The organism is Bordetella parapertussis (assembly GCF_020735925.1).
GTDB classification, from domain to species: Bacteria; Pseudomonadota; Gammaproteobacteria; order Burkholderiales; family Burkholderiaceae_B; genus Bordetella; species Bordetella pertussis.
Genome location: NZ_CP085971.1, coordinates 2274131 through 2299844, shown reverse-complemented (window position 1 = coordinate 2299844; position 25714 = coordinate 2274131). Strand labels below are relative to the sequence as shown.

The 25714-nt window shown below is 69.1% G+C and carries 26 protein-coding genes and 1 pseudogene; 17 read left to right on the top strand and 10 right to left on the bottom strand.

The annotated features are described in order from the left end of the window. Positions 1 to 28: 28 nt before the first annotated feature. From LK409_RS10940 to xseA, 3 genes are all read right to left on the bottom strand, one after another. Complete coding sequence (locus LK409_RS10940) at positions 29 to 1426, bottom strand: chloride channel protein (protein WP_041937219.1); 1398 nt, start codon at positions 1424 to 1426, stop codon at positions 29 to 31. Between the two features lie 116 nt (positions 1427 to 1542). After that, the gene (sodB, locus tag LK409_RS10935) at positions 1543 to 2121 is read right to left on the bottom strand and encodes a superoxide dismutase [Fe] (RefSeq protein ID WP_003812886.1); all 579 of its coding nucleotides are present in this window, start codon (positions 2119 to 2121) and stop codon (positions 1543 to 1545) included. Between the two features lie 72 nt (positions 2122 to 2193). Continuing rightward, on the bottom strand, positions 2194 to 3585 hold the full coding sequence (gene xseA, locus LK409_RS10930; RefSeq protein WP_003812887.1) for an exodeoxyribonuclease VII large subunit: 1392 nt from the start codon (positions 3583 to 3585) through the stop codon (positions 2194 to 2196). A 349-nt stretch (positions 3586 to 3934) separates the two neighbouring features. Here xseA and LK409_RS10925 point away from each other — a divergent pair, with 349 nt between their 5' ends. The 10 genes and pseudogenes from LK409_RS10925 (at position 3935) to rpsT (ending at position 11829) form a co-directional block, all read left to right on the top strand. After that, a complete protein-coding gene (locus tag LK409_RS10925) occupies positions 3935 to 4555 on the top strand; it encodes a MotA/TolQ/ExbB proton channel family protein (RefSeq protein WP_003812889.1) in 621 nt (206 codons plus the stop codon). Then, a complete protein-coding gene (locus tag LK409_RS10920; RefSeq protein WP_010928605.1) occupies positions 4552 to 4965 on the top strand; it encodes an ExbD/TolR family protein in 414 nt (137 codons plus the stop codon). The genes LK409_RS10925 and LK409_RS10920 overlap by 4 nt, the downstream gene beginning before the upstream one ends. After that, the gene (lpxK, locus tag LK409_RS10915; RefSeq protein WP_003812892.1) at positions 4962 to 6005 is read left to right on the top strand and encodes a tetraacyldisaccharide 4'-kinase; all 1044 of its coding nucleotides are present in this window, start codon (positions 4962 to 4964) and stop codon (positions 6003 to 6005) included. The genes LK409_RS10920 and lpxK overlap by 4 nt, the downstream gene beginning before the upstream one ends. Before the next feature lie 55 nt (positions 6006 to 6060). Next, positions 6061 to 6249, top strand: a complete 189-nt coding sequence (locus tag LK409_RS10910) for a Trm112 family protein (protein ID WP_003812895.1) — start codon at positions 6061 to 6063, stop codon at positions 6247 to 6249. Between the two features lie 9 nt (positions 6250 to 6258). Continuing rightward, positions 6259 to 7023: a 3-deoxy-manno-octulosonate cytidylyltransferase gene (kdsB, locus tag LK409_RS10905; RefSeq protein WP_004567493.1), complete on the top strand. Its 765-nt coding sequence runs from the start codon at positions 6259 to 6261 to the stop codon at positions 7021 to 7023. A gap of 90 nt (positions 7024 to 7113) precedes the next feature. Continuing rightward, on the top strand, positions 7114 to 7770 hold the full coding sequence (gene adk, locus LK409_RS10900) for an adenylate kinase (RefSeq protein WP_010928604.1): 657 nt from the start codon (positions 7114 to 7116) through the stop codon (positions 7768 to 7770). 91 nt (positions 7771 to 7861) lie between these two features. After that, a complete protein-coding gene (locus tag LK409_RS10895) occupies positions 7862 to 8620 on the top strand; it encodes a 3-hydroxyacyl-CoA dehydrogenase (protein WP_003812901.1) in 759 nt (252 codons plus the stop codon). A 25-nt stretch (positions 8621 to 8645) separates the two neighbouring features. After that, the gene (gene murJ / locus LK409_RS10890; protein ID WP_010928603.1) at positions 8646 to 10250 is read left to right on the top strand and encodes a murein biosynthesis integral membrane protein MurJ; all 1605 of its coding nucleotides are present in this window, start codon (positions 8646 to 8648) and stop codon (positions 10248 to 10250) included. Between the two features lie 209 nt (positions 10251 to 10459). Then, positions 10460 to 11465, top strand: a pseudogene (locus LK409_RS10885) (FecR domain-containing protein). Positions 11466 to 11565: 100 nt separating this feature from the next. Next, positions 11566 to 11829, top strand: a complete 264-nt coding sequence (gene rpsT / locus LK409_RS10880) for a 30S ribosomal protein S20 (RefSeq protein ID WP_003812908.1) — start codon at positions 11566 to 11568, stop codon at positions 11827 to 11829. Between the two features lie 117 nt (positions 11830 to 11946). Here rpsT and garL read toward each other — a convergent pair whose 3' ends face one another. The 6 genes from garL to LK409_RS10850 all read right to left on the bottom strand — a co-directional run bounded on the left by garL (position 11947) and on the right by LK409_RS10850 (position 18522). Further along, entirely contained in the window at positions 11947 to 12723 is a 777-nt protein-coding gene (gene garL / locus LK409_RS10875; protein ID WP_010928602.1) for a 2-dehydro-3-deoxyglucarate aldolase, read from the bottom strand. Positions 12724 to 12773: 50 nt separating this feature from the next. Continuing rightward, positions 12774 to 13763 carry a tripartite tricarboxylate transporter substrate binding protein gene (locus tag LK409_RS10870; RefSeq protein ID WP_010926352.1) on the bottom strand — a complete coding sequence of 330 codons (990 nt, stop codon included), beginning with the start codon at positions 13761 to 13763 and terminating at the stop codon, positions 12774 to 12776. A gap of 45 nt (positions 13764 to 13808) precedes the next feature. Continuing rightward, positions 13809 to 15554 carry an L-arabinonate dehydratase gene (gene araD / locus LK409_RS10865; RefSeq protein ID WP_010928601.1) on the bottom strand — a complete coding sequence of 582 codons (1746 nt, stop codon included), beginning with the start codon at positions 15552 to 15554 and terminating at the stop codon, positions 13809 to 13811. 48 nt (positions 15555 to 15602) lie between these two features. Beyond that, a complete protein-coding gene (locus LK409_RS10860) occupies positions 15603 to 16715 on the bottom strand; it encodes an Ldh family oxidoreductase (RefSeq protein WP_010928600.1) in 1113 nt (370 codons plus the stop codon). 56 nt (positions 16716 to 16771) lie between these two features. After that, positions 16772 to 17542: a FadR/GntR family transcriptional regulator gene (locus LK409_RS10855; protein ID WP_003812919.1), complete on the bottom strand. Its 771-nt coding sequence runs from the start codon at positions 17540 to 17542 to the stop codon at positions 16772 to 16774. 62 nt (positions 17543 to 17604) lie between these two features. Further along, a complete protein-coding gene (locus LK409_RS10850) occupies positions 17605 to 18522 on the bottom strand; it encodes a dihydrodipicolinate synthase family protein (protein ID WP_003812921.1) in 918 nt (305 codons plus the stop codon). Positions 18523 to 18730: 208 nt separating this feature from the next. Between LK409_RS10850 and LK409_RS10845 the strand changes: the two genes are divergently transcribed. From LK409_RS10845 to LK409_RS10825, 5 genes are all read left to right on the top strand, one after another. Further along, on the top strand, positions 18731 to 18922 hold the full coding sequence (locus tag LK409_RS10845; protein WP_003812923.1) for a hypothetical protein: 192 nt from the start codon (positions 18731 to 18733) through the stop codon (positions 18920 to 18922). Between the two features lie 81 nt (positions 18923 to 19003). Further along, on the top strand, positions 19004 to 19975 hold the full coding sequence (locus tag LK409_RS10840) for a Bug family tripartite tricarboxylate transporter substrate binding protein (RefSeq protein WP_010928599.1): 972 nt from the start codon (positions 19004 to 19006) through the stop codon (positions 19973 to 19975). Positions 19976 to 20077: 102 nt separating this feature from the next. After that, positions 20078 to 21031: a 2-hydroxyacid dehydrogenase gene (locus tag LK409_RS10835; protein WP_010928598.1), complete on the top strand. Its 954-nt coding sequence runs from the start codon at positions 20078 to 20080 to the stop codon at positions 21029 to 21031. A 146-nt stretch (positions 21032 to 21177) separates the two neighbouring features. Beyond that, positions 21178 to 21951, top strand: a complete 774-nt coding sequence (locus LK409_RS10830) for an SDR family oxidoreductase (protein ID WP_003812930.1) — start codon at positions 21178 to 21180, stop codon at positions 21949 to 21951. 63 nt (positions 21952 to 22014) lie between these two features. Then, complete coding sequence (locus LK409_RS10825; protein ID WP_010928597.1) at positions 22015 to 22923, top strand: LysR family transcriptional regulator; 909 nt, start codon at positions 22015 to 22017, stop codon at positions 22921 to 22923. A gap of 4 nt (positions 22924 to 22927) precedes the next feature. Here the strand turns inward: LK409_RS10825 and LK409_RS10820 are convergent, their stop codons facing one another. Beyond that, positions 22928 to 23218, bottom strand: coding sequence for a DUF3579 domain-containing protein (locus LK409_RS10820; RefSeq protein ID WP_003812933.1), 291 nt, complete (start codon positions 23216 to 23218; stop codon positions 22928 to 22930). Between the two features lie 209 nt (positions 23219 to 23427). Here LK409_RS10820 and LK409_RS10815 point away from each other — a divergent pair, with 209 nt between their 5' ends. Together LK409_RS10815 and argF are read left to right on the top strand one after the other, a co-directional pair. Further along, a complete protein-coding gene (locus LK409_RS10815; protein ID WP_010928596.1) occupies positions 23428 to 24609 on the top strand; it encodes an aspartate aminotransferase family protein in 1182 nt (393 codons plus the stop codon). Positions 24610 to 24660: 51 nt separating this feature from the next. Further along, positions 24661 to 25602 carry an ornithine carbamoyltransferase gene (gene argF, locus LK409_RS10810; protein ID WP_003812938.1) on the top strand — a complete coding sequence of 314 codons (942 nt, stop codon included), beginning with the start codon at positions 24661 to 24663 and terminating at the stop codon, positions 25600 to 25602. The last annotated feature ends 112 nt before the right edge of the window (positions 25603 to 25714 follow it).

The following is a 25714-nucleotide window of genomic DNA, read 5'->3' as shown; positions in this document are numbered from 1 at the left end:
CAACAGACGGACGCCAAACGTGGTCCGTCTATTCCGTGGACGCCTTGCGCCCTGCTTCCACCACGGCCGTGCGACGAAACCGGCCAGCCGCCAAGTGATAGAACGGCCGCGGGCAGAACTGGCGCGACACGACCGAGGCCCCCAGCGCGCCGACCAGCAGCCAGAACAGCATGGGCTGGCTGCCCGTCATTTCCATGACGACCACGCTGGCGGTCAGCGGCGCCTGGGTCGCGGCGGCCAGGAAGGCCGCCATGGAAACCAGCACCAGCACGCGCGTATCCACGCCCGGGCCGGCCCAATGACTGATCTGCTCGCCGATGCCGGCGCCGGTGGTCAACGCCGGCGTGAAAATGCCGCCCGGAATGTCGGCCCAGTACGAGGCCACGGTGGCGGCCAGCTTGGCCAGCCCGAAGCCGTCCGGCACGCCGTCGTGGCCGGACAGCAGGGCCGCCGCCTGGCCGTAGCCGGTGCCGTAGACCGCGCCGCCGGTCAACAGGCCCAGGCAGGCCAGCGCCAGCCCCAGCCCGAACGCCGTCGCCACCGGATGGCGGCGCACGCGTTCGCGCCAGCGTTGCGGCGCCGCGCCGGCCGCGCCCTTGCCCAGCAGCCGGGCGAACACGCCGCCCAGGATGCCGTTGACCACGCAGCACACCAGCGTCCACCACAGCATGTTGTGCGCCAGCGCCTGGCCCGCGAAGGTACCGAGGTACGGGTTGTTGCCGGCGATGGCCGCCACCAGGAAACCGGCGGCCAGTACGCCGATCAGCACCAGGCGCTGCCAGCGCAGCACCGTGCCGCGGCCCAGCTCCTCGATGGCGAAGATCACGCCGGCCAGCGGCGCATTGAAGGCTGCCGCCAGCCCGCCGGCCGCGCCCGCGGCTATCAGCTCCTGGCTGTGAAAGCCGCGCAGCGGCACGCCGAGGCGGCGCCAGAGCTGGCCCCACGCCAGCATCAGCGCGGCGCCCACCTGCACCGAGGGGCCCTCGCGGCCGACCGATGCGCCAGCCAGCATGGCCAGGAAGGTAAGCGGAATCTTCCACAGGGCCTGGACCAGCGAGACCAGGCGCTGCTGCGCCCCGCCAGGCGGCAAGGACAGGCCGGCGATCACCTGCGGAATGCCGCTGCCCGATGCATAGGGCGCCAGGCGCAGCGTCAGCCAGCACAGGACGGCCAGCGCGCACGGCGTCACGATCAGGGCCAGCCAGCCGTGGGCGGCGGTCCATTGCCGGTTCCAGTGCAGCGCCAGGTCGGCCAATTGCGTAAAGCCCAACGACACCAGCGCAACCAGCGCCGCGCCGCCCAGCAGCAGGGACACGCTCAGCGTCCGATGCGAGACGCGCCGCATCTGGCGCAGCTTGCGGCGCGCCAGCCGGCGCAGATGAACGAGATAGCGGTGCGGACGAACGGCCAGTTCCGGATTCGGCATGGGCGCGCAGGGCAAGGAAGGAGGGTCGCAGGCCGTACCTTACCATCGCGCACGCGGCGTGGCTGCAATGCAAACGGCCCGGCAGGGCCGGGCCGTCTCGATCGCACGTGCGGCGATTAGGCGAAATTCTTCGCGGCGAATTCCCAGTTCACCAGCGCCCAGAAATTTTCCAGGTACTTGGGACGGGCATTGCGGTAATCGATGTAGTACGCGTGCTCCCACACGTCACAGGTCAGCAGCGCCTTGTCGGCGGTCGTCAGCGGCGTGGCGGCGTTGCTGGTGTTGACGATGTCCAGCGTACCGTCGGCCTTCTTGACCAGCCAGGTCCAGCCCGAGCCGAAGTTGCCGGCGGCCGACTTGTTGAAGGCTTCCTTGAAGGCGTCCACGCTGCCCCACTTGGCCTTGATGGCATCGGCCAGCGCGCCGGTGGGCTCGCCGCCGCCGTTGGGCGACAGGCTGTTCCAGTAGAACGTGTGGTTCCAGACTTGGGCGGCATTGTTGAAAACGCCACCCGAGGACTTCTTGACGATCTCTTCCAGCGACAGGTTCTCGAACTCCGTGCCGGGGATCAGGTTGTTCAGGTTGGTGACGTACGTCTGGTGGTGCTTGCCGTAGTGAAACTCGAGCGTTTCCTTGGAAATGCGCGGAGCCAGCGCATCCAGAGCGTAAGGCAGGGGGGGAAGAGTGTGTGCCATGAGTCGATTCCTTCTTTGTTGAATGCACGATCAAGCCTTCTCATTGTATCGGCTCTTGTGCGGGCTATCGCCTTAACCCCGCCGCAACGCAGGGTTACCGTCGGTGCCATCGGGTGTCCCGATGTCCGTGACGTCGGCGCCGATCCGGCCGCGCGCCACGGCGATCTCGATCCGGTCGCGCGCGGCCAGGCGCGTGGCGTCGGTAACGATGGCCCCGGCGGCGTCGCGCACGATGGCATAGCCACGCGCCAGCGTATGCTGCGGATCGAGCGCGCGCAGTTGCGCGGCCAGCGTGTCCAGCCTGGCCTGGCGGGCGGCCGCCAGGCGCGCCTGCGCACGCCCCAGTTGCGCCAGCAGCGCGGCGCTGCGTTCGGCTGCGCGCCCGGTATCGGGCCGCCGATGCGCCAGCCGCTGGGCCAGCATGTCCAGCCGCGCCACCCGGCGCCCCTGCGGCCCGCGCCATGCGGAGGCCAGGCGATGGCGCAGCGTGTTCAGGCGTTCTTGCTGGTGCGCCAGTCGTTGCGCCGGCGAAGTCAGCATGGCGGCGGCCCGGTCCAGGCGCTGGGCGGCCTGGTCGAGCCGGCGCTGCTGGGCCCGCGCCAGCCGCTCGGCGGTGTGGCGCAGCGCGGCCAGCAAATCGCCGCGCGGCACGCAGGCCAGCTCGGCGGCGGCGGTGGGCGTGGGCGCGCGCAGGTCGGCCACGAAGTCGACGATGGTGAAGTCGGTCTCGTGCCCCACCCCGCTGATCACCGGGATGTCGCTGGCGGCCACCTCGCGCGCCAGCGCCTCGTCGTTGAAACTCCACAGGTCCTCGATGCTGCCGCCGCCACGCACCAGCAGCAGCGTATCGACCTCGGCGCGCTGGTTGGCCTGCGCGACGCGCGCCGCCAGCCGGGCGGCCGCGTCGGCGCCCTGCACCGGCGCCGGGTAGATGATCACGGGCACCTGCGGCGCGCGGCGCGCCAGCGCCGACAGCACATCGCGCAAGGCGGCCGCGTGCAGCGAGGTCACCACCCCGATGGCGCGCGGCAGCCGCGCCGGCTGGCGCTTGCGCTGCGGATCGAACAGCCCTTCGTCCTGCAGTTGCGCCTTCAGGCGCAGGAAAGCCTCGTACAGGTTGCCCACGCCGGCGCGGCGCATACCGTCGGCCTGCAACTGGTAGTCGCCGCGGGGTTCGTACAGGGAAACGCGCGCGCGCACCTCGACCTGGTCGCCCGGGCGCGGCACGAACCCCACCTGGGCGGCGCGGCTGCGGAACATGACGGTGCGCACCGCGGCACGGCTGTCCTTGAGCGTGAAATACCAGTGGCCCGAGGCCGCCTGGGTGAAATTGGAAATCTCGCCGCGCACCCACAGCGACGGGATGCTGCGCTCCAGCAATTGGCCCACAGCCTGGTTCAACTGGGCAACTGTCAGGATATCCCGCGCGAATACGTCGTTTGTGACCGACAATCCAATTGTCATAAGGGTTTCCGAGCCGATATATGTCCACAGGCCTTATGCGGCGGGCCCGCATCATAACCGAACCGCCGCGCCGCCCCCCGGCTGCCCGCAACGCCAGCAAATTCCGTGCAAGTCTTTGTTTTTACACTGAAAATAGTGTCACGCATGCTGCATACATTGCGAGCAGCCTAGCGCAAACGCAATGCGGGACTGCGTTCGAGGCAAGTTTTGCACAGAATTATCCACAATTTCTGTGGATAGTTTTGCCGCCCGGGCGGCCTTGCCACCGCCCCCTTGTGGCCGTTACAGTGCGGCCTTGCACCGTCGCCGCGCTATCGCGGCGGCCGGCCCCCGCCCTGGAGTCTCCGTTTTGCTCAACCTGCTACGCGAAGCCGGCTGGCCGATCTGGCCCCTGCTCGCCACTTCCATTCTTGGCCTGGCGCTGATCGTCGAACGCCTGCTGGCGCTGCGCCGCAGCCGGATCCTGCCGCGCGGGCTGAACGAACAGGTCCTGGAGATGCTGCGCAACCAGCAGGACACCCCCGAAGCCCTGGCAAGGCTGGAGCGCAACTCGCCCTTGGGCCGGGTGCTGGCCGAAGTGCTGCGCCAGCGCCACCTGCCGCGCGAGGAACTGCGGACCGCCGTCGAGGACGCCGGCCGTGGCGCGGCCTACGAGCTGGGCCGCTACGTTTCGGCCATCGGCACCATTGCCGTGGTGGCGCCGCTGATGGGCCTGTTCGGCACCGTGGTCGGCATGATCGAGATTTTCGGCTCGTACGCACCGGGTGCCAGCGACCCCGCGCAACTGGCGCGCGGCATCTCGATCGCCCTGTACAACACCGGCTTCGGCATCCTGATCGCCATTCCCGCCATGATCGTGCACCGCTACCTGCGCGCGCGCATCGACGGCTACCTGCATGCCATGGAACAGTCGGCCGGGCGGCTGGCCCGCTACGTGGCGCCGGCCCGCTCGCGCGAGGCGCGGCCATGAACTTCCGCGGCGGCCGCGCCAGCCAGGATGAGCTCGAGATCAACCTGATCCCCCTCATCGATGTCCTGCTGGTGATCCTGATCTTCCTGGCCGCCACCACGTCGTTCGCGCGCTTCACGCAGCTGAAGGTCGTGCTGCCGGAGGCCGCGGCCGAACAGGAAGCCCCGCCGGCGCTGGAAATCGCCATCAGCCAGGACGGCCACTACGCCCTCAACGGCAACCTGCTCGACGCCGCCAACCCCACCGACATCGCCCATGCGCTGAACCTGGCCACCGCCGGCAAGGCCGACCCCATCGTGGTCATCAACGCCGACGCCCAGGCCACGCACCAGGCGGTGGTCAATGTCATGGAAGCGGCCCGCCTGGCCGGCATCGGCCGGGTCAACTTCGCCGCCCAGACCGCCCGGTGAACGCGCCGCGCTGCCTGCGCCGCCTGCTCGAGCGCCAATGGCGCCAGGGCGGCTGGCTGTCCACCCTGCTGCGGCCGCTGGCCGCGCTGACCGGCCTGGTCGTGGCCCGCAAGCGCAACGCCTATCTGACCGGCGCGCGTGCCGCCTGGCGGGCGCCCGTGCCGGTCGTGGTGGTCGGCAACATCTACGTGGGCGGCACCGGCAAGACCCCGGTCGTGATCGAAGTGGTCCGGCAACTGCAGGCGCGCGGCTGGACGCCGGGCGTGGTCAGCCGCGGCTACGGCGTGGACGTGGGCGCCGCCCCGCGCGTCGGCCAGGGGCAACTCGCTGCCGCCGACTACGGCGACGAGCCCGCCTTGATCGCGCGCGCCACCGGGGCGGCCATCGCCGTGCATCCGCATCGCCCCCGGGCCGTGCAGGCGCTGCTGCGCGCGCACCCCGGCGTCGACGTGGTGGTCAGCGACGACGGCCTGCAGCACCTGGCCCTGGCGCGCGACGTGGAAATCGTGGTGCAGGACGAACGGGGCGTGGGCAACGGGCGCCTGTTGCCGGCCGGCCCGCTGCGCGAGCCGGCGCAGCGGCTGGCCGATGTCGATGCCATCGTCACCAATGCGGGCCGCCCGCGCGCCGCGGCGGCGCCGGCGGCCGGGGCGCCGCGCCAGCTGGCCATGTGGCTGGAGCCCACCCACGCACAGCGCGTGACCGACGGCGCCACGCGGACGCTGGCCGACCTGGCCGCATTGCCGCCGGCGCGCCTGGCCGCCGCGGCCGGCATCGGCAATCCGGCGCGTTTTTTCCAGACGCTCGAGCAAGCCGGCATCCGTCCCGCGCACACGCTGGCGCTGCCCGACCACTACGCCTATGCGCAGTCGCCCTTTACCGCGCTGGATGCCGACCTCATCCTGGTTACCGCCAAGGACGCGATCAAATGCGCCGCGCTGGACGACCCGCGCCTGTGGGCGGTGCAGGTCGGCACGCGCCTGTCCGACCCGGATTTCGGCGACTGGCTGTCGGCCACCCTGCGCGCCCGCCAACCCTGACCCGGCCGCGCCGGCGCCGCCCCGCGCAGCCGGCGTTCTGCTTTAGAATCGCGACATGGAATCCCGTTTGCTCGACATCCTCGTCTGCCCGGTGTGCAAGGGCCGCCTCGAATTTCAGCGCGCGCAGGCCGAACTGGTCTGCAACGCCGACCGCCTCGCCTTTCCGGTGCGCGACGGCGTGCCCATCATGCTGGAGGCCGAGGCGCGCTCGCTCGACGCCGAGGCGCCCGCCCAACCCTCCTGAGTCCGGCCAGTGAGCTTTACCGTCCTGATCCCGGCGCGCCTGGCGTCCACCCGCCTGCCCGACAAGCCGCTGGCCGACATCGCCGGCAAGCCCATGGTGGTGCGCGTGGCCGAACGCGCCGCGCTGTCGGGCGCCGAGCGCGTCATGATCGCCACCGACGATGCGCGCGTCCAGCAAGCGGCCGCCGACCATGGCCATGCCGCCATCCTGACCCGTCCCGACCACCCCACCGGCACCGACCGCCTGTCCGAGGCCGTCGACGCGCTGGGGCTGCCCGATGACGCCATCGTCGTCAACGTACAGGGCGACGAGCCGCTGATCGAACCGGCCCTGATCGACGCGGTCGCCGCCCAGCTGGTGGCCGCCCCGCATGCCGATATCGCCACCTGTGCCTGTCCGCTGGCCGACGCCGAGGCGCTGTTCAACCCCAATGTCGTGAAAGTGGTGTGCGCGGCCGACCGGCGCGCCCTGTACTTCTCGCGCGCCCCCATCCCGTGGGCGCGCGACGCCCTGGCCGGCGGCGCACGGGTTCTTGCCCCCGGCCTGCCCGCCTGGCATCACATCGGCATCTATGCCTATCGCGTGGCCTTCCTGCGCCGTTTCCCGGCCCTGTCGCAGGGACAGCTGGAACGCTACGAATCGCTGGAACAGCTGCGCGCGATGGAGCACGGCCACGTTATCGTGGTGCACCATACCGACAGCGCGCCCGCCGCCGGCGTGGACACGCCAGCCGACCTGGAGCGTGCCCGGGCCGCATACACGAATCGGTTATAAGGGTTATTTCCCATGGCGCGGCCCCACATCCGGTGCTGCATTGCGGCATAATCGCCCCGATCACAAAAAACAAACCCATCAGGAGCCCCCATGCGTCTCATTCTGCTCGGACCGCCCGGAGCCGGCAAAGGCACCCAAGCCGCCTTTCTCACCCAACACTACGGCATCCCGCAGATATCCACCGGTAACATGCTGCGCGCCGCCGTCAAGGCCGGCACGCCGCTGGGCCTGGAAGCCAAGAAGGTCATGGACGCGGGCGGCCTGGTCTCGGACGACCTGATCATCGGCCTGGTGCGCGATCGCCTGACCCAGCCCGATTGCGCCAACGGCTACCTGTTCGACGGTTTCCCGCGCACCATCCCGCAGGCCGACGCGCTCAAGAGCGCCGGCATCGCGCTGGATTACGTGGTCGAGATCGAAGTGCCGGAAAGCGACATCATCGAACGCATGAGCGGACGCCGCGTGCACCCGGCCAGCGGCCGCAGCTACCACGTACGCTTCAATCCGCCCAAGGCCGAAGGCGTGGACGACGTCACGGGCGAACCGCTGGTGCAGCGCGACGACGACCGCGAGGAAACCGTGCGCCATCGTCTCAACGTCTACCAGAACCAGACCCGCCCGCTGGTCGACTACTACTCGTCCTGGGCCCAGTCCGATGCCGCCGCGGCGCCCAAGTACCGCAAGATCTCCGGCGTCGGCTCGGTCGACGAAATCAAGAGCCGCCTGTCCCAGGCTCTGCAGAGCTAAACCGCGCCGCGAGGCCGCCGCGCCGCCCGCGCAGGGGTGCGCGGCCGCGCGCGCCCTGCCCGCCTTCATTGCTAGCCAAGTAGGATCTGACATGGAAATCGCGAACAAGGTATTCATCGTTACCGGCGGCGCATCCGGCCTGGGCGCCGGCACCGTGCGCATGCTGGTGGCCAACGGCGCCAAGGTCGTCATCGCCGACGTGCAGGACGAACCCGGCCAGGCGCTGGCCAAGGAGCTGAACCAGCGCTACGTGCACTGCGACGTGACGCAGGAAGCCGATGGCAAGCAGGCGGTGGCCGCCGCGGTCGAGCTGGGCCCCCTGTTCGGACTGGTCAACTGCGCCGGCGTCGCGCCGGCCGCCAAGATCGTCGGCAAGAACGGCGCCCACCCGCTGGACCTGTTCCAGAAAGTGGTCTCCATCAATCTGATCGGCAGCTTCAACATGATGCGCCTGGCCGCCGAGGCCATGAGCGCCAACACGCCCGAGTCCACCGGCGAGCGCGGCGTGCTGATCAACACCGCCTCGGTCGCGGCCTTCGACGGCCAGATCGGGCAGGCGGCCTACGCGGCCTCCAAGGCCGGCGTGGCCGGCATGACGCTGCCGATCGCGCGCGACCTGTCCAAGACCGGGATCCGCTGCATGACCATCGCCCCGGGCATCTTCGGCACGCCCATGATCTTCGGCATGCCGCAGGAAGTCCAAGACTCGCTGGCCGCCAGCATCCCCTTCCCCGCGCGCCTGGGCCGCCCGGAAGACTACGCCAAGCTGGTGCACAGCATCATCACCAACGATATGCTCAACGGCGAAACGATCCGCCTCGACGGCGCGATCCGGATGCCGCCCAAGTAATCCCTCCCCCCGACGTGCCGGCTCGATGCCGGCACGTTGCTTTGGTACCCTGGCTTTTATGGCATTGCTACGCTCGGCGGCTACCGTCAGCAGTTTCACCCTGCTGTCGCGCATCACCGGCCTGGTGCGCGACATCCTGGTGGCGCGCGCGTTCGGCGCGGGCCCCCTGACCGATGCGTTCTGGGTCGCCTTCCGTATTCCCAACCTGCTGCGCCGCCTGTTTGCCGAAGGCGCGTTCGCGCAGGCCTTCGTGCCCATCCTGGGCGCGGCCCGCACCGAACGCAGCGACGCGGAGGTACGCACGCTGCTCGACCGGGTGGCCGTGCTGCTGACCGCCGCGCTGATGCTGGTCACCCTGGCCGGCGTCGTGGCGGCGCCCTGGGTGGTGACCTCCATGGCCAGCGGTCTGCGCAGCGCCGAACGCGGCGCCGAGTTCGGCGCCGAGTTCGGCGCCGCGGTATGGATGACGCGGGTGATGTTCCCGTACATCCTGTGCATGTCCCTCATCGCCTTCGCATCCGGCGTGCTCAACACGTGGCGCCGCTTTGCCGTGCCGGCGTTCACGCCCGTGCTGCTCAACCTTGCCATGATCGCGGCCTGCCTGTGGCTGGCGCCGCGCATGGACGTGCCGATCTACGCCCTGGCCCTGGGCGTGATGGCCGGCGGCGTCGCGCAACTGGCCGTGCAATGGCTGGCGCTGGCCCGCCTGGGCCTGACGCCGCGCTGGTCGCTCGATTTGCGGCAGGCCTGGCGCGACCCGACGGTGCAGCGGATACTGAAACAGATGGCGCCCGCCACGCTCGGGGTATCGGTGGCGCAGATTTCCCTGCTGATCAACACCAATATCGCCACCTGGCTGCAGCCGGGCAGCGTGACCTGGCTGTCGTTTGCCGACCGGCTGATGGAGTTTCCCACCGCCCTGCTGGGCGTGGCGCTGGGCACGGTGCTGCTGCCCAGCCTGTCGGCGGCGCACGCGCGCGCCGACCAGGACGGCTACAGCGGCCTGCTGGACTGGGGGCTGCGCCTGGTACTGATGCTGGGCCTGCCGGCCGCCCTGGGCCTGGCGCTGCTGTCGGACGGGCTGGTGGCGACCCTGTTCCACTACGGCGCGTTCCAGGCGCAGGACGTGCAGCAGACGCGGCTGGCCGTCATCGCCTATTCGGTCGGCCTGATCGGCCTGCTGGCGATCAAGATCCTGGCGCCGGGCTTCTACGCCAAGCAGGACATCCGCACCCCGGTCAAGATCGCCATCATGGTGCTGGTGCTGACCCAGCTGCTCAACGCCATCCTGGTTCCGTGGCTGGCGCATGCCGGACTGGCGCTGGCCATCGGCCTGGGCGCCTGCATCAACGCCCTCGCGCTGCTGACCGGGCTGCGCCGGCGCGGCGTCTACCGGCCCGGCGCCGGTTGGGGGCGTTTCATGCTGCGGCTGGTCCCGGCGCTGGCGGCCCTGGCGGCCGTATTGCTGGCCGCCGACCGCCATATCGACTGGATCGCGCTGCAGCCGTGGCCGGGGCTGCGCGCCCTGTGGCTGGGCGGCGTGCTGCTGGCCTGCATGCTGGCCTACTTCGGGCTGCTGCTGGCCGCCGGCATGCGGCCACGCGATTTCACCCGCCGCGGCGCCCGTTGACGCATGTAACATTTCCATTGATACACACGTTGAAATAGTGAAAATCACAACAAAGACCGGCCCTTACGGCCGGTCTTTGCATTTATTGGATCGACATTTGTAACCATATAAGGTAAATTTTCGTAAAAAAGCATACTGTTTAATCTGGCATTGATACTGTCCAACTTGCCATCGCCGGACGAGCCGTAAGGCTCAATGCGGATCGAACCTTGAACACTGCCGCCAATACGCCGCCGCTTTCCGACCAGGTCGTCGACTGGTTGCTGCTGCTGCTGCGCTCGGGCCAGGCCACGCGTACCGACTACGCCCGGTTCCTGGCGTGGCGCAACGAAAACCCGATGAACGAGAACGCCTGGCAGCAACTCACGGGTACCCTGGCCGGCGCCAATACCGGCCGGCTGGGCGACGCCTATCCGACCGGCTACGACGGCGCCGACCAGGCACCGCCCGCCGAGCTGCCCGCCGAGACGCTGGCCATGCCGGCGCGGCGCCATTTCCTCAGCAGCGTCGGCGCCCTGGCGCTGGGCGGCGCCGGCCTGGCCGCCGCGGCCTACGTCGGCAACAGCTTCTATCCGCTCAACGCGCTGGCCGCCGACGCGGCCACCAACACCGGCGAGCGGCGCCGCTACATGCTGTCGGACGGCAGCGAACTTGCTGGACGCCCGCAGCCGGGTCAACCTGGAATTCACGGCCACCTACCGGCGCCTGCATCTGCTCGAAGGCGCCGTCTCGGTCACGGTGCGCGCCGATCCGTACCGCCCGTTCTCGGTCCAGACCGCCGAAGGCGTGGTGCGCTCGCTGGGCACCCGCTACATGGTGCGGCAGCAGGTCCGCCGCACGCTGGTGGTCGTGCACGAGAATGACGTGGAGATCGAAACCGTGGCCAACGCGCGTGGCATCGTGCGCGCCGGCACCGGCGCCCGCTTCGACGCCACGCGCGTGGACACGCCGCGTGCCGGGCTGGCGGCCCACGCGGCCTGGGAAAACGGCTGGATCGAGGCGCATGGCCGCCCCCTGGCCGACGTCGTGGCGGCCATGCGCCCCTACCGGCGCGGCACGCTGCGAGTCAGCATGGCGGCGGGCGGCCTGCCGGCCTCGGGAACCTTCCCTCTGGACGACAGTGATGCTACGCTTGTGGCCTTGCAAGCCAGCGTGCCCATTCGGGTCACCCGCCTGACGCCCTGGTTCGTGTCGATCGGCGTCGCAACCGCCTGACACCCTGCCCCCGCCGCCCTTTTTGTTGGCGCTGGGCTTGCAATCCCCGTCGGACTTGATACAATGTCTGACTTTGCCGAATTCATACTAGCTAAGCAACATGGCCAATACCGCCCAAGCCCGCAAGCGCGCTCGCCAATCGGTCCAGCGCAACAAGCACAACTCCAGCCTGCGCTCGATGCTGCGCACCGCCATCAAGCGCGTTCGCCAATCCATCGCCACTGGCGATAAGGCTGCTGCTGGCGAAACGCTGCGTAAAGCCACGAGCGTGATTGACAGCGTGGCTGACAAGAACATCATCCACAAGAACAAGGCTGCTCGCCACAAGAGCCGCCTGGCTGCCGCCGTCAAGGCGCTGGCCTAAAGCCAGTATTGCCCTTCGGGGCAGCGAATACGGCGAGCAGAAAGGATGCCCGCGGGCATCCTTTTTGTTTTGGCGCACGCCTGTTTTGGCGCACGCCGGGCGCGGCCGCCGCCCGCCTCAGGCCGGAAATGCCGCGCGCAGGGCGAACGTGGCCTGCTTGAAGACGCCCAGGTCCGAACCGACCGCCACGAAGTGCGCCCCCATGTCCAGGTAGCGCCTCGCATCGGCCTGCACCGGCGCGAGTATCCCTACCGCCTTGCCTTGCGCGGCCACCCTGTCGTGCAGATGGCGGATGGCTTCCTGCACCTCAGGATGCCCGGGGTTGCCAAGATGGCCCAGGGCAGCGGCCAGATCGGACGGGCCGATGAAGACGCCGTCGACCCCGTCGACCGCGGCGATCTCGTCGACCGCCTCGACACCCGGGCGGCTTTCGATTTGCAGCAGCACGCAGATGTTGTCGTTGATGGTCCGCAGGTAGTCGGTCACCGTCCCGTAGCGGTTGCTGCGCTGCGCCACCGACACGCCGCGCATGCCCTGCGGCGGATAGCGCGTGGCCGCCACCGCCCGGCGCGCATCGTCGGCCGACTCGATGAACGGAATCAGCAGGTTGTAGAAGCCGATATCGAGCATGCGCTTGATCTCGACCGGATCGTTCCAGGAAGGCCGCCCCACGGCGGCGCAGGCGCTGCCCTGCAGCGCCTGCAACTGCTGCAGCAACAGCGGCACATCGTTGGGCGAGTGCTCGGCATCGAGCAGCAGCCAGTCGAAATCGGCCATTCCGGCCACTTCGGCGGTAATGTGGCTGGCCAGGCTCAGCCAGTAGCCGATCAGTTGCTCGCGCGCCAGGATGCGCTGGCGAAACCGGTTGGGCAGCGGTGAATTCATCGTCGTCATTCCCAGAGGTGGATGAGGGCCGGCGCCTGGCGCCGGCCGTGGTTGCCGGGTCAATCCATGCGGGCGCCGGAGGCCTGGGCCGCCTTGCCCCATTTGTCGATTTCGGCGGCGACAAAGGCGTCGAACGCCTTGGGGTCATTGCCCACGACCACGAACCCCACCGCCTGCAGCTTGTCGCGCAATTGCGGCGCGGCCAGCGCGCGCACGGTGGCCTGGCTCAGCCGATCGATGACCGGGGCGGGCGTGCCGGCAGGCGCCGACAGGCCGAACCACGATTCGGCGGCGAAACCCGGATAGCCCGACTCGGCAATGGTGGGCGTATCCGGGTAGGCCGGGTTGCGCTTGACGCTGGCCACCGCCAGCGCCCGCACCTTGCCGCCCTGCACCTGCGGCAGCAGGTTGTCCTGGTTCAGGAACAGCACCGACACGCGCCCGCCTATCGTATCGGTAATGGCGGCGGCCCCGCCCTTGTACGGGACGTGCACCAGCTCGATGCCCGCGGCCTGCTTGAGCATCTCCATCGCCAGATGCCCCGACGAACCGTTGCCCGAGCTCGCATGCGTGTACTTGCCCGGATTCTCCTTGGCCAGCTTGATGAAATCGGCGAAGTTGCGCGCCGGGAAATCGGGGTTGGCGACCAGCACGTTGGGACCGGTGGCCAGCAGGGATATATGGGCGAAATCGCTGTTGCGATAAGGCATGCTCTGGTAGAGCGCGTAGTTGATGGCGTTCGAACCCACGCCCGACAACAGCAGCGTATAGCCGTCCGGAGCCGCCTTGGCCACCATGTCCGAGCCGATATTGCCGTTGGCGCCGCCCTTGTTCTCCACGATGACCGACTGGCCCAGGTCCTTGGCCAGCTCGGCCGCCAGCAGGCGCCCCACCGAGTCCGTGCTGCCGCCCGGCGGAAACGGCACGACCAGATGCACCGGCCGCGAGGGCCAATCCGCCTGCGCGTGGGCCGCGCCGGCCAACAACAGTCCCGCCAGGGCCGCGGTCCAGCGCCGCGCTCCCGCCAACCTGAAGCCGATCTTCGTCATGCCTGTCTCCTTTGTCGTCGTGATCGGGCCGCGCCCGCGCGCCCCTCAGTGGATCTCCGGCTCTCCTTCGGCGGCCTGCTGCGGCCGCGTCTGCAGGAAGTCGAAATCGCAGCCGCTGTCGGCCTGTCCGATGTGCTTGAGGTACAGCACGCCGAAGCCCCGCTCGAACTTGGGCGGCGGCGCCTGCCAGGCCGCCTTGCGCGCGGCCAGCTCTTCGTCGGAGATCAGCACGTCGATGCGCCGCCCGGGCACATCCAGCGCGATCCGGTCGCCGCTGCGCACCAGCGCCAGCGGGCCGCCGACGTAGGCCTCCGGCGCCACATGCAGCACACAGGCGCCATAGCTGGCGCCGCTCATGCGGGCGTCCGAGATGCGCACCATGTCGCGCACGCCCTGCTTGAGCAGCTTCTGCGGAATGGGCAGCTGGCCCCACTCCGGCATGCCCGGCGCGCCCTGCGGACCGGCGTTCTGCAGCACGATGACGGAATCGGCGTCGATGTCCAGGTCGGGCGCGTCGATGCGCTCGGCCATGTCGTTGTAATCCTTGAACACCACAGCGCGGCCGGTGTGGCGCTGCAGGCGCGCCTCCATGGCGGCCGGCTTGATGACCGCGCCATCGGGCGCCAGGTTGCCGCGCAGGACGGCCAGGCCGTCGCGTTCGATCAGCGCGCGCTCGCGCGAGCGGATCACCTCTTCGTTGAACACGCGCGCGCCGGCGATGTTCTCGCCCAGCGTGCGCCCGTCCACCGTCATCTGGCGGGTGTCGAGCAGGTCGCCCAGTTGCGCCAGCAGTGCGCGCAGGCCGCCGGCGTAGTAGAAGTCTTCCATCAGGTACTGGCCGGCCGGCCGCAGGTTGGCCAGCACCGGCGTGCTGCGCGCCAGATGATCGAAGCGCTCGAGATCCAGCCCGAAGCCGGCACGGCGCGCCAGCGCGATCAGGTGCACGACTGCGTTGGTCGAGCCCGACAGGGCCAGCACGGTGCGCACGGCGTTATCGAACGACGCCGCCGTCAGGATGTCGGCAGGCTTCAGGTCTTCCCACACCATCTCGACGATGCGCTTGCCCGTCAGGCTGGCCATCTGCGCATGGCGGGAGTCGGGCGCCGGGATCGACGAATAACCCGACAGGCACAGGCCCAGCGCCTCGACCGCGGCCGTCATGGTGGAGGCCGTGCCCATGGTCATGCAGTGGCCGGGCGAGCGCGCGATACCGTCTTCCACGCCCTGCCAGTCCTCTTCGGTGATGTTGCCGGCGCGCAGCTCGGCCCAGTACTTCCAGGTATCCGAGCCCGAACCCAGCGTATTGCCGTTCCAGTTGCCGCGCAGCATGGGGCCGGCCGGCACGAACACGGTCGGCAGGCCCATCGACACCGCCCCCATCAGCAGCGCTGGCGTCGTCTTGTCGCAACCGCCCATCAGCACGCAGCCATCGGCCGGATACGAGCGCAGCAACTCTTCGGTCTCCATCGCCAGCAGATTGCGGTACAGCATGGTGGTGGGTTTCTGGAACGGCTCGGACAGGCTCATGGCCGGCATTTCCACCGGGAAGCCGCCCGCCTGCCAGATGCCGCGCTTGACCTCTTCGACACGCTGCTTGAAATGGCTGTGACAGGGATTGATGTCGCTCCAGGTGTTGATGATGGCAATCACCGGCTTGCCCGCGTAATCGGAGCGGTGATAGCCCATCTGCGCCGTGCGCGAGCGGTGCCCGAAGGCACGCAGGTCTTTGACCCCGTACCAGCGGTGGCTGCGCAGATCTTCGGGACGTTTGCGTTTGGGAGCCTGGCTCATGATGTCTCGTCTTCCTCGGGGATATGAATGCTCTTGTGCGCCGCCGGCTCAACCGGCATCCAGCACATACTCGGCGCCGCTGCGTTCGCAGATCCGCCGCAGCCGTTCGCGCAGCGCCGCCGCCAGCGGCACGCCATCGCGCAAGCGCCGCGCGCGCTCGGCCGCCTCCGGATCGCCGGGCACCAGCACCGGCTGGGCCGGGTCGGCCGCGGGCGTATCGTGCAGCGTGTCGATGAGGTCATCCATCTCGGACTCGAACGAGCCGCCGGCGCGAAAAGCGTCCGGATCGAGCGCCAGGAAGAAATGACCGACATCATCGGGATCGTCCGGCCTGCGCCGGGCCGCATGGCGCGCCGCCATCAGGCTGCCGCCCAGCGTGCCGCCCAGCACCTGGGCCATGATGGCCAGGCCGTAGCCCTTGTGGCTGCTCATCTCGGCGGTGCCGCCCAGCGGCGTGAGGCCGCCTTCGGGGCGCTGGAAGATGAATTGCATGGCGGCGGCCGAATCGGTCACGCCGGCGCCCGCCCCGTCCACCGCCCAGCCGGGCGGCAAGGGCTTGCCGTAGTAGTCGTACACCTTGACCTTGTTGGCGGCCACGGTGGTGGTAGCCATGTCGAGCAGCAACGCGTCGTTGTGGGCGGCGGGCGCGCCGAATGCGATCGGGTTGGTGCCCAGCATGGGGCGGGCGCCATGGGTAGGCACCATGATGAGCGTGGTGGCGCTGCTGGTCACCAGCGCCACGGCGCCGCGCTGCACCGCTAGGCGCGCGTAGACGCCGGCCGCGCCGAAATGATGCGAATTGCGCACCGACACCGCGCCCACGCCATGCTCGAACGCCTTGTCGACCGCCATCCGCATGGCCTGCGCCGCCACCGGGTGGCCCAGGCCGCCCATGCCGTCGAGCAAGGCGCTGGCCGTGCCCTCGCGCACCAGCCGCGGCTGCGCATCGATGCGCAGCGTGCCGGCGCGCAGCTTGTCCTCGTAGGAGGACAGCATGGAAATGCCATGCGAGTCGATGCCCAGCAAATCGGTCTCGGCCATCAGGTCGGCCGTCACGCCGGCCGGCGCTTCGGGCATGCCCCACGCCCGCAGGACGCGATCGATCTGCTCCCGCACCCGGCCTATCGCAACCATGTCCGCTTCCATACCGCTCTCGGGCACCGCACCTCTCCTCGCTGTGATTTCGCAGGCCGGCCGATGCGCCGGGACCTGCCGGCCTAGTCCTTGTCGCGATCCACCAGCCGGTGGCGTGCCTGGCCCAGGTGAAACTGCATGGCAATGCGCGCGCGCTCGGCGTCCTGCTCGCGGATGGCGCCCAGGATGGCCGCGTGCTCGTCGGCCACGCGCTGCGCGCGCTGGCGCGAACCGGTGCGCGTCAGGCTCAGGGTCAGGCGCATGAAGCCGCTGATCGACTCGTGTATGGTTTCCAGCACGCCGAGGTAGAAATCGTTGCCGCTGGCCTCGGCGATGCTGGCGTGGAAAGCCAGGTCGGCCTCTGGCGAGACGCGGCCATGCTCCAGTTCCTCGACGAAGGCGGCATGCGCCTCGCCGATCTTGTGCAATTGCTCGTCGGTGCGCCGCAGGGCCGCCAGGCGGGCCGCATCGCCCTCCAGCGCCACGCGCACTTCCTGGGCGCGCAGGTAGGCCCCGACGTTCTGCACGTCGCTGAACGTCTTCAGGCGCGGCGCGGGCTGGTGGCTGACGAATGTGCCCAGCCCCTGGTGCGCCGTCACCAGTCCGTCGGCGCGCAGGCGCAGCAGGGCTTCGCGCACCACCGGCCGCGACACGCCGAATTTCTCGCAGATTTCGTGCTCGGAAGGCAATTTGTCGCCCACGTTCAGGCGCCCCGAGGCGATCTGGTCGAAGATCTGCCCGTACAGCTGGTCGGCCAACCGCACGCGCTGGCCCCGCTCCAGGTGCAGGGCGACGCCGCCGTCGGCGTCGACGGCGGCGGACTTGGCGGACTCTTGCTTGCGGGCCACGGGCACTCCTGACTGATCACTGCGGTTGCGCCATCGTACGTCATCGCGCGGCGCGCCGCGCGCCAGGATTACTGGCGATCGCCCGCCAGCAACGCACGCGCCACCGGCGCCACGCGCTCGCGGTCGGCCGGATCCAGCCCGCTCAACAGCGGCAGCATGGGCCCCATGTCGGCCACGCCGGCCAGCGTCACGGCGTCGTGCAGCACGCGGATCGGGCTGATCCCGTCGCGGCAATCCTCCAGCGGGATATAGGCGGCGCGCACCTGTTCGGCCGCCTCAAAATCGCCTTGGTGCAGCAGATGCAGCAGGCGCATCGAGCCGCGCGGCGCCACGCAGACCGACCCGGAGGTGAAGCTGCGCAGCCCGAACTGGCGGAAGTGCACGATGGCCGGCCGCTCGCCGATGCCGCTGACGATCCAGCGCGGGTCGACTTCCTTGAGCAGTGCATCCAGATAAGGATCGCGCGCGGGATCCTCGCGCACCACCGCGTATTTCAGGGCTGCGATGCGGCCTTCGCCGATCAGGCGCGCCACCGTGGCCGGCGCCAGGTAGTCGGACGACTTGATGTAGACGACCGCCGGACGGTCCATCGCGTCGCTGAACCGGCGGATGCCGTCGGCCAGCCCGGCGTCCGTATACGGAAACGACATGGGCAGCAGCATGGCGGTGGGAAAGTCGCGCGTGCGCAGGATGGCAGCCTGGTCCATCAGCTTGCCGTAGTCGGGGCCGGCCGACGGCAGCACCCAGGTATCGGGGCCGGCGGACTCGGCCAGGAAGTCCAGCAACTGCGCGTACTCGCTGACCTGCACGTGGTAGAAGTTGGCATTGCCGCCGTACATCACGCTGCGCACTCCGCCTGCTTCCAGATGACGCAGCACCGCCTGGTTGGCGGCCGGATTGAGCGTCAGATCGGCATGGCGCGCCAGCGGCGGCACGGCAATGACGGAGCGCTGCAGGTCATCAGGGGTAACCGGGGTGGTTTTCATGAGCACGGCTCCTGCAAAATCTACGGTTGTATATGTGTTGGCGTGAAATTTTTTAAAAGTATACTTGGTTGACAAGTTAAATACTAATAAATATATTTGTCTAACAAGTAGCGCAGCATGGCGGCACATCGTCGCGCCCTCCGCGGCGACGTGCTCCGGCCGCCGCACCACACCACGCGCACCCGACGCGCACGAGGAGACACACGACATGTTTGCCATCCCCACCAACAGGGTGCGCGGCGTACTGGCCGCGTTGCGCCAGGGCAGCGTGCGCGCGCGCCTGCAGGAACAGGGCGCGCGGCCGTCGGGCAATACCCTCGAACCGTTCAAGGCTTTCATGGCCGACGAAGCCCGCAAGCGGGCCCAGGTCGTCCGGCAATCTGGCGCCACGGTGGACTGACACCTGCCCAGGCAAACCGCGGCGGCCGATAGCGCGTGGCCGGCCGCCGCGCCATAAAACAACACGTGCGCTGGAGACATCGTGAACAAACTGAAATCGCTGCTGGCCGCCGCCGGCATGGCCGCGTGCGCGGTGGGCACCGCGCACGCGGCCTCATACCCCGACAAGCCGATCACCATGATCGTGCCCTTCGTGCCGGGCGGCTCGTCCGACATCACGGCACGCGCCGTCACGCCCGGCATGACCAAGATCCTGGGCCAGAGCTTCGTGGTCGAGAACAAGCCGGGCGCCAACAGCGCGATCGGCGCGCAGGCGCTGGCCCGCTCCACGCCCGATGGCTACACCATGATGGTGGGCTCGATCGGCACCTTCGCCATCAATGAAGCGCTGTACAAGAAGCTGGCCTACAACCCCAGCAAGGACTTCTCGTACCTGACCCAGGCCGTGCGCAATCCCAACGTGCTGGTGGCCCCGCCCTCGTTCCCGGCCAATACCGTGGCCGAGCTGATCGACTACGCCAGGAAGAATCCGGGCAAGGTCTCCTATGCATCCTCGGGGACCGGGTCGTCCGACCACCTGTCGGCCATCCTGTTTCGCCAGCGCACCGACACCACCGGCGTGGACGTGCCGTACAAGGGCGGCGGCGCGGCCATCGCCGACCTGCTGGGCGCGCAGGTCAACGTGTCGTTCCAGAACCTCGGCGCGGTGCAGACGCACATCAAGGGCGGCAAGCTGAAGGCGCTGGCCATCACCGGCGACAAGCGCGTCGGCGAGCTGCCCGACGTGCCCACGCTGGCCGAAGCCGGCGTCAAGGACATGGTGGTCTATTCCTGGCAGGGCTTCGCCGTGCCCAAGGACACGCCGCCGGCCATCGTCAAGCAGCTGGCCGAGGCCTTGCGCACCACGCTGCGCGATCCGCAGGTCGAAAAAACCCTGCAGGGGCTGGGCTTCGAAGTGGTCGCCAATACGCCGGCCGAATTCAGCCGCTTCCAGCAGGACGAAGTCAAGCGCTGGCGCGAGGTTATCGAAAAGGGCGGCATCCAGCTCGAATAGGCGCGCCCGCCCCGGCCTGCGGCGCGCTTTGGCGCACCGCAGCGCCCAGCCGAGGCAGAATCAAGTAGCATTTTCGCTTTGCCACCCTAAGAATCAGACGACATGACCACCAAGCACCGCATCATCCAGGTAGGCTCCCTGGCCGGATCGCCGACGGCCAATCGGCGACTCGCCGACGAATACGATGTGCTCGAACTGTGGCAGCAGGCCGACCGTGCGGCCGCGCTGGCCCGGCATGGCAAGGGCGTCACCGCGCTGGTCACCTCGGCCAATTTCGGCGCGGATGCCGCGCTGATCGACGCGCTGCCCGATCTCAAGGCGATCTGCAGCTGGGGCGTGGGTTACGAAACCATCGACGTCGATGCCGCCCGCAAGCGTGGCGTGCTGGTCAGCAACACCCCCGATGTGCTCACCGATTGCGTGGCCGACCTGGCCTGGGGCCTGCTGATTTCGGGCGCCCGCCGCATGGCGCAGGGCGACCGCTTCGTGCGCGCCGGCCAATGGGGCCAGGTGCATGGCAGCATTCCGCTGGGCACGCGGGTCAGCGGCAAGAACCTCGGCATCATCGGCCTGGGCCGCATCGGCGAAGCCATCGCCCGGCGCGGCGACGGCTTCGACATGCAGGTGCGCTACCACAACCGCCGCCGGCGCGACGACGTCAGCTACGGCTACGAAAGCTCGCTGGCCGACCTGGCGCGCTGGGCCGATTTCCTGGTGGTCGCCACGGTGGGCGACCCGAGCACCCGCCACCTGGTCAACCAGGAAGTGCTGGAAGCGCTGGGCCCCAAGGGCCTCATCATCAACATCGCCCGCGGCCCGGTCATCGACGAAGCCGCGCTGGTGGCCGCGCTGCAGGCCGGCAAACTGGGCGGCGCGGCGCTGGACGTGTTCGAACACGAACCCTCGGTGCCCGACGCGCTGAAAGCCAGCGACGAAACCGTGCTGCTGCCGCACATCGGCAGCGCCACCTTCGAGACCCGCATGGCGATGGAAAACCTGATGCTGGACAACCTGGCCTCGTTCTTCAAGACCGGCGGCGTCATCACCCCCGTATAGGGCGCCTGCCCATTGCGCGCCAATCCCGCCCAATCAAGCGGAAATTGGCGCGTTTTCCTGGACAATCCATCCCGGCCCGGCCGGTTTATCGGCCGCGGCGCCGCGCCTAAGCTGGACGTTCCCCCGATTTCACACGGAGACGTCCCATGGCTGACCATTCCATCCAAGGCAAAGTCGCGCTCATCGCCGGCGGCGCCAAGAACCTCGGCGGCCTGATCGCCCGCGACCTGGCCGCGCACGGCGCCCGCGCCATCGCCATCCACTACAACAGTCCGGCGTCCAAGGCCGACGCCGACGCCACGGTCGCGGCGCTGCAGGCCGCCGGCGCCCAGGCGGTGGCGCTGCAGGGCGACCTCACCACCGCGGCCGCGGTGGAAAAACTCTATGCCGACGCGCTGGCCGCTGTCGGCCGGCCCGACATCGCCATCAACACCGTGGGCAAGGTGCTGAAGAAGCCATTCTCCGAGATCAGCGAGGCCGAGTACGACGAGATGGCCGCCGTCAACGCCAAATCCGCGTTCTTCTTCCTCAAGGAAGCCGGCCGCCACGTCAACGACCACGGCAAGATCGTGACGCTGGTCACCTCGCTGCTGGGCGCGTTCACGCCGTTCTATTCGGCCTACGCGGGCACCAAGGCGCCGGTGGAGCATTACACCCGGGCCGCGGCCAAGGAGTTCGGCGCACGCGGCATCTCGGTCACGGCGGTGGGCCCGGGCCCGATGGACACGCCCTTCTTCTACGGCCAGGAAAGCCCCGAAGCGGTGGCCTATCACCAGAGCGCCGCCGCGCTCTCGCCCCACTCGCCCACCGGCCTGACCCACATCGAGGACGTCGTGCCTTTCATCCGCCACCTGGTCAGCGACGGCTGGTGGATCACCGGCCAGACCTTGCTGATCAACGGCGGCTACACCACCAAGTAAGGCGGCCGGGGCAGGAACGGCTATGCTTTCGGCTGCGCCTGGCGCATTCCGAAAGCGAGCCTCATGGACAGATTCGACCAATACCGTGTCTTCGCCCAAGTCGCGGAGATGGGCAGCTTCATCAAGGCGGCCCACGCGCTGGAGCTGCCGCGCGCCTCCGTATCCGCCGCGGTCCAGCAGCTGGAGGGCCAGGTCGGCGCCCGGCTGCTGCATCGGACCACGCGCCAGGTACGCCTGACCGCCGACGGTACGCAACTGCTGGAGCGGATCCGCCCCCTGCTGGCCGAGGTCGAGGACATCGACCAGTTGTTCCAGGCCTGCCAGCGCCAGGCGGCCGGCAGGCTCAACATCGACGTGCCCAGCCGCATCGCGCGGCGCCTGCTCGCGCCCGCCCTGCCCGCCCTGCTGCGCCGCCATCCGCGCCTGCAGCTGGCGCTGGGCTCGGGCGACCGCGCCATCGACCTGGTACGCGAGGGCGTGGACTGCGCGGTGCGCATCGGCGTGCTGCACAGCAGCAGCCTGGTGGTGCGGCCGCTGGGCAGCCTGGCCTTGATCAACTGCGCCAGCCCGGCCTATCTGCGCGAACACGGCGCACCCGGGCACCCTGACGAATTGGCGGCGGGCCACTGGACGGTGGGCTACGCCAGCCCGCAGACCGGCCGCGCGCTGCCCTGGGAATACGCCACGCCGCGCGGCGGGACGAGTCTCGTCGAGGCGGCCAGCCGGGTGGTCGTCAACAACGCCGAGAGCTATATCGCCTGTTGCCTGGCCGGGCTGGGACTGATCCAGATTCCCCGCTACGACGTGCAGCACCTGCTCGACGGCGGACAACTGGTGGAGGTCATGCCGGACCAGCGCGCGGCCTCCATGCCGGTGGCACTGCTCTATCCGCACCGGCGCCAGCGCTCGCGGCGGCTGGCCGTCTTCCTGGAATGGTTCGAGGCGCTCATGCAGCCGCACCTCGAAGCCTGAACCATCAGGCTTCGCGCTCTTCCGTCTTGAGGTGGTTGTCGTGGGCGAAGTCGACCACGAACTTGTACGCCAGCGGTTCGAGCTCGCGCAGGCGCTGGTCGACCACGACGCTGCGCACGCCGTCGATGACGACCGGCAGCACGTAGGGCGAGTAGGTAAGGTGGTTGCCGGCGCTGCCGGGCGGGCGGAACTGGGCCATGACGCCGGCCAGGCGCTCCGCCCAGTCGCTCGGGCGAAAACGGACACCGCTTTCGGTGACGCCGTGGATAACGAATTGTTTGACGCGAGTTGCCATGTGACCTTCACTGCGGGCTTCGCGCGCGGACGCCGGGATCGGCCGCGTCTCAAACATGCGACCCGCGCCGCGAATTGTATATGATTGATCTTTTGGCCCGCGCCCGCCCTCGGGCAGGCGTCGGCCCACGACCGGCTTTCCGGCCGGCGCACGCCGCCGGCGCGCGCCGGCCCTCCGGTTCCGCCCCCTTTTTCGTGGAGAACCCCGCGATGTCCTCTGCCCTGGCCAACATCTACGCCCGCCTGCCGGTGTCCTTCACCCACGGCCGCGGGGTCTGGCTCTGGGACACCGGCGAGCGGCGCTATCTCGACGCCCTGGCCGGCATCGGCGTCTCGTGCCTGGGACACGGCCATCCGGGGCTGGTGGCGGCCATCTCCGAACAGGCCGCGCGGCTCATCCACACGTCCAATATCTACGAGGTGCCGCAACAGGCGGCCCTGGCGCGCCGCCTGGCCGAGCTGTCCGGCATGAGCGAGGTGCTCTTCAGCAACAGCGGCTCGGAAGCCAACGAGGCGGCCATCAAGCTGGCGCGCTACTACGGCTACAAGCAAGGCAATACGCACGCCCACATCATCACCATGGATTCGTCCTGGCATGGCCGCACCCTGGCCACGCTGGCCGCCACGGGCAGCGACAAGGCCCGCCAGGGCTTCGGGCCCATGCCGTCGGGGTTCATCCAGGTGCCCTATAACGACCTGCCGGCCATCCGCGCCGCGGGCGAGGCCGAGCCGCGCGTCACCGCCGTGCTGCTGGAAGTCCTGCAGGGCGAAGGCGGCATCCGCCCCTCCGACATGGCGTTCCTGCGGGGAGTGCGGCAGTTGTGCACCGAACGCGGCTGGCTGCTCATGATCGACGAGGTGCAATCCGGGATCGGGCGCACCGGCAAGTGGTTCGCCCACCAATGGGCCGATATCCGCCCCGACGTCATGACCCTGGCCAAGGGCCTGGCCGGCGGCGTGCCCATCGGCGCGATGCTGGCCGCCGGCCCCGCCGCCGGCGTGTTCGCGCCCGGCAGCCACGGCACCACCTTCGGCGGCGGTCCGCTGGCGTGCGCCGCCGGACTGGCGGTCATCGATGCGATCGAGCAGGAAGGCCTGCTCGCCAATGCCCACGAGGTGGGCGCCCACCTGCATGCCGCGCTGGCCAGCGAACTGGCCGGCGTGCCCGGCATCATCGAGGTCCGCGGCCACGGCCTGATGCTGGGCATCGAGCTGGACCGGCCTTGCGGCATCCTGGCCACCCGCGCCATGGAAGCCGGCCTGCTCATCAACGTGACGCGCGAACGCGTCGTCCGCCTGCTGCCTCCCCTGATACTCTCCGGGGAGGAAGCCGACCAGATCGTCCGGATCCTGGTGCCGCTGATCAAACAGTTCCTCGCTCAACAGCAATAACCAACAGCGCGCCGCGGCCATGAGCCCAGGCGCAAGACCTGCGACATCATCATGACTCCTCCCACGACCCAGAACGGCCCCTTGCGGCACTTCCTGCAATTCAAAGACTTCTCGCCCGCCGAGATCGCCTACGTGCTCGAACGCACCCGCATCATCAAGGACAAGTTCAAGCGCTACGAACCGCACATGCCGCTGCACGACCGCACGCTGGCCATGGTGTTCGAGAAAGCCAGCACGCGCACCCGCGTCTCCTTCGAGGCCGGCATGTACCAGATGGGCGGCTCGGTCATCAACCTGACGTCCAACGACTCGCAGCTGGGCCGCTCCGAGCCCATCGAAGACACCGCGCGCGTGATTTCGCGCATGGTCGACATCGTCATGATCCGCACCTTCGAGCAGACCCGCATCGAGCGGTTCGCCTCGCATTCGCGCGTGCCGGTCATCAATGGCCTGACCAACGAATACCACCCGTGCCAGATCCTGGCCGACATCTTCACCTACATCGAACACCGCGGCCCCATCGCCGGCAAGACCGTGGCCTGGATCGGCGACGCCAACAACATGTCGTATACCTGGCTGCAGGCAGCCGAAATGCTGGGCTTCACGCTGCATGTGTCGACGCCCGCCGGCTACGAACTGGACCCGGCCCGCATCGGCGCGCCGGCCGCCGGCGTGCTCAAGCAGTTCAAGGACCCGATGCAGGCCTGCCAGGGCGCGCACCTGGTGACCACCGACGTCTGGACCAGCATGGGCTACGAAGCCGAGAACGAGGAGCGCCGCGCCGCCTTCGCCGACTGGTGCGTGGACGCCGAGATGATGGCCGCCGCCGACCCGCAGGCCGTGTTCATGCACTGCCTGCCGGCGCACCGCGGCGAGGAAGTCACCGGCGAAGTCATCGACGGCGCCCAAAGCGTGGTCTGGGACGAGGCCGAGAACCGCCTGCACGTGCAGAAGGCGCTGATGGAATTCCTGCTGCTGGGCCAGCTCGCCTGAACCGGCGCGGCCCGCGCGGCCACGGGCGGCCGGGCGCAGCGCCCCGGCGCCGTCCGGCCGCCTGCGCCCAAAAGCGCTAAAATGCCCCGTTAGACTTCTTGTTTGACGGCCC

Coding starts and splice junctions, on each gene's coding strand:
- LK409_RS10940 (WP_041937219.1), bottom strand. CDS start 1,426: ATGCCGAATCCGGAACTGGCCGTTCGTCCGCACCGCTATCTCGTTCAT.
- sodB (WP_003812886.1), bottom strand. CDS start 2,121: ATGGCACACACTCTTCCCCCCCTGCCTTACGCTCTGGATGCGCTGGCT.
- xseA (WP_003812887.1), bottom strand. CDS start 3,585: ATGACAATTGGATTGTCGGTCACAAACGACGTATTCGCGCGGGATATC.
- LK409_RS10920 (WP_010928605.1), top strand. CDS start 4,552: ATGAACTTCCGCGGCGGCCGCGCCAGCCAGGATGAGCTCGAGATCAAC.
- LK409_RS10910 (WP_003812895.1), top strand. CDS start 6,061: ATGGAATCCCGTTTGCTCGACATCCTCGTCTGCCCGGTGTGCAAGGGC.
- adk (WP_010928604.1), top strand. CDS start 7,114: ATGCGTCTCATTCTGCTCGGACCGCCCGGAGCCGGCAAAGGCACCCAA.
- LK409_RS10895 (WP_003812901.1), top strand. CDS start 7,862: ATGGAAATCGCGAACAAGGTATTCATCGTTACCGGCGGCGCATCCGGC.
- murJ (WP_010928603.1), top strand. CDS start 8,646: ATGCCGGCACGTTGCTTTGGTACCCTGGCTTTTATGGCATTGCTACGC.
- rpsT (WP_003812908.1), top strand. CDS start 11,566: ATGGCCAATACCGCCCAAGCCCGCAAGCGCGCTCGCCAATCGGTCCAG.
- garL (WP_010928602.1), bottom strand. CDS start 12,723: ATGACGACGATGAATTCACCGCTGCCCAACCGGTTTCGCCAGCGCATC.
- LK409_RS10870 (WP_010926352.1), bottom strand. CDS start 13,763: ATGACGAAGATCGGCTTCAGGTTGGCGGGAGCGCGGCGCTGGACCGCG.
- araD (WP_010928601.1), bottom strand. CDS start 15,554: ATGAGCCAGGCTCCCAAACGCAAACGTCCCGAAGATCTGCGCAGCCAC.
- LK409_RS10850 (WP_003812921.1), bottom strand. CDS start 18,522: ATGAAAACCACCCCGGTTACCCCTGATGACCTGCAGCGCTCCGTCATT.
- LK409_RS10845 (WP_003812923.1), top strand. CDS start 18,731: ATGTTTGCCATCCCCACCAACAGGGTGCGCGGCGTACTGGCCGCGTTG.
- LK409_RS10835 (WP_010928598.1), top strand. CDS start 20,078: ATGACCACCAAGCACCGCATCATCCAGGTAGGCTCCCTGGCCGGATCG.
- LK409_RS10830 (WP_003812930.1), top strand. CDS start 21,178: ATGGCTGACCATTCCATCCAAGGCAAAGTCGCGCTCATCGCCGGCGGC.
- LK409_RS10825 (WP_010928597.1), top strand. CDS start 22,015: ATGGACAGATTCGACCAATACCGTGTCTTCGCCCAAGTCGCGGAGATG.
- LK409_RS10820 (WP_003812933.1), bottom strand. CDS start 23,218: ATGGCAACTCGCGTCAAACAATTCGTTATCCACGGCGTCACCGAAAGC.
- LK409_RS10815 (WP_010928596.1), top strand. CDS start 23,428: ATGTCCTCTGCCCTGGCCAACATCTACGCCCGCCTGCCGGTGTCCTTC.
- argF (WP_003812938.1), top strand. CDS start 24,661: ATGACTCCTCCCACGACCCAGAACGGCCCCTTGCGGCACTTCCTGCAA.